Genomic DNA, 2,424 nt, shown 5'->3' on the forward strand with positions numbered 1-2,424 from the left:
GTCCTTGGCCGCGTAGAGGCCCCAGTGGAGGCCGAGGATCGAGTAGTTCTTGACGAGGGCGTGGTTGAGGGCGGGGGCGGGGACGGTGCCGCTCGCGAAGCCGACGACGACGATGCGGCCCTCGAAGGCCACGCACTTGGCGGAGGCGGTGTACGAGTCGCCGCCGACGGGGTCGTAGACCACGTCGGCTCCGCGTCCGCCGGTGAACTCCTTCACGCGGGAGACGACGTCCTCGGTCGTCCGGTCGATCACCAGGTCGCAGCCGAGTTCCTCAGCGGTGGACACCTTGGCCTTGCCTCCGACGACCCCGACGACGGTGGCGCCCGCTGCCTTGCCGAGCTGGACGGCGGCACTGCCGACCCCGCCGGCTGCGGCGTGCACGAGGAGGGTCTCGCCCGGCTGGAGGCGCGCCCGGCGGTGCAGGCCGAACCAGCCGGTCTGGTAGCCGATGTGCAGGGCGGCGGCCTGGGCGTCGTCGAGGCTCTCGGGCGCCGGCAGCAGACCGCGCTCGGACGCGATCACGTACTCGGCGAAGCCCCCGTGGGGCAGGCTGGGGGTGGCGATGACGCGGCGGCCGTCGTCGGTGAGACCGCAGATCTCGACGCCGGGGGTGAAGGGCAGCGGCGGGCGGATCTGGTACTGGCCGCGGACGAGCAGCGCGTCGGGGAAGTTGAGGTTCGCGGCGAGCACCCGCAGCCGCACTTCACCCTCGCCCGGGACCGGTTCGGGAATCTCTTCGAGGCGAAGGGCCTCTCGGGGTTCGCCGGGGGTATGTACTCGCCATGCCAGCATCCGGGGCCTCCAGCCGCCGTCGGGGAACCATGCTCCGCGGGCATACTAAGCAGTCGCTTGCTTCTCTGGGAACCACTGGCGGGGGTGAAGAGCCCTGCGGGACGGAGCAACACGCGTCATTCAGGCCCCGTCCGCCTCAAGATCAGGCACCATGTGGCGTGCACGTGTCATGACTCAACGGGGAACAGCACCTGTCCAGGGGGGACCACCACATGAGAAGAAGCATGTCCGCGGCCGCAGCCGCCATCGTTCTGGCCGGCCTGATCACCGCGGCCGGCCCGGCCCTCGCGGCCGACACGACGTGCGCACCGAAGATCCAGGTACTCGGCTCGATCGGCGACGAGTCGTACGTGCGCGACATGCAGCGCAGCCAGGGCGTCTTCGACCTCGGGGCGGGCGACCTCGCCGTCGGCGTCTCGGGTTACAAGCCCGTCTACTGGACCGGCACCGCCGTGCACCGGGTCCCGCTGACCGACCAGAACCAGACGGGGCAGGTGCTCGCCGTAAACGCGCACGGCCTGATGGTGGGCGTCCTGCACGTCTCCGGGGGCACGTCGCCCCTGTTCACGTACCAGGCGGGCGCCGCGGCGATCACCGTGCTGCCCGACAGTGACGGCTCCTACCCGGAGGCCGACATCAACGACGCCGGCTACGTGGTCTCCCGCTCCAGCGGCGGGACCGGCACCGTCTGGAAGGACGGCCTGAAGGTCCGCGAACTGCCCGTGCCGTCCGACGCCGGACCGGGGACCCGGATCACGATGGTCACCGGCATCAACAACCAGGGCGACATCCTCGGCATGGCCACGCAGGACTACGAGGTCCCCGAAACCGGCGCGCACCTGGAGGGCACCCACCCGGTGGTGTGGCCGGGGGACGGCACCGCCGCCCTGCTGCCGGCGCCCACGGGGAACGAGAGCTACGTCCAGGACCTCGACGCGAGCCGCCGGATCGTCGGCTACGACTGGGCCGGACCGTGGCACGAGTACACCCCCGTGGTGTGGGAGCCCCCGCTCAGCGGCCCCGTCACCTCTCCCGGCGGCCTGAGCTCGCACCCGTACGCCACGTTCGAGGCGATCAGCCCGACCACGAACGTCACGGTCGGCACGGCCAAGTTCCACCCGGACGAGATGACCCTGCCGGACCAGGCGCTGCTGCGGGCCGGTTCCGGCCCGGTCAAGGCCCTGCCGCGGCTGGCCGCGGGCGGGGCGAGCATGGCCGACGCGGTCTCGGACGCCGACCGGGTCGGCGGGGCGGCCGTGAACACGAAGGGCAGGCTCAAGCCGGTGATCTGGACCTGCGCGACCAAGCAGGCGTACAACCCGGGGAGCTGAAGGCTGTCCCATGAGCCCGTCATCCCCGGCGGGCGCGCGACGACAGCGCTCGGGCACGCTCCGGGGATGGCGATCTGAGCGCCCGCACGCTATCGATGGGCGCATGGAGAACCCTCCGCGCGGCCTGCCCGCGCCCCCGGCGCTCGGCGCCGCCGCCCTGCCACCCGGTACGTACGCGGGGCAGGCGGTCCTCGTGACCGGCGGCGGCACCGGGCTGGGCAAGGCCATCGCCGCCGAGTTCGCCCGGCTCGGCGCCGATCTGGTGATCGCGAGCCGGCGCGCCGAACAGCTCAAGGCGGCT

At 72.3% G+C, this 2,424-nt stretch carries 3 protein-coding genes; 2 read left to right on the forward strand and 1 reads right to left on the reverse strand.

From position 1 onward, the window contains the following. Positions 1–792: NADPH:quinone oxidoreductase family protein (locus tag ACWGIU_RS35625; protein ID WP_453712237.1), on the reverse strand; the 792-nt coding region annotated here is incomplete at its 3' end. A 224-nt stretch (positions 793–1,016) separates the two neighbouring features. Here ACWGIU_RS35625 and ACWGIU_RS35630 point away from each other — a divergent pair. Together ACWGIU_RS35630 and ACWGIU_RS35635 are read left to right on the forward strand one after the other, a co-directional pair. After that, the gene (locus tag ACWGIU_RS35630) at positions 1,017–2,123 is read left to right on the forward strand and encodes a hypothetical protein (protein ID WP_453712238.1); all 1,107 of its coding nucleotides are present in this window, start codon (positions 1,017–1,019) and stop codon (positions 2,121–2,123) included. 103 nt (positions 2,124–2,226) lie between these two features. Next, positions 2,227–2,424: SDR family NAD(P)-dependent oxidoreductase (locus tag ACWGIU_RS35635; protein WP_453712239.1), on the forward strand; the 198-nt coding region annotated here is incomplete at its 3' end.

The organism is Streptomyces sp. NPDC054840, from assembly GCF_053611065.1.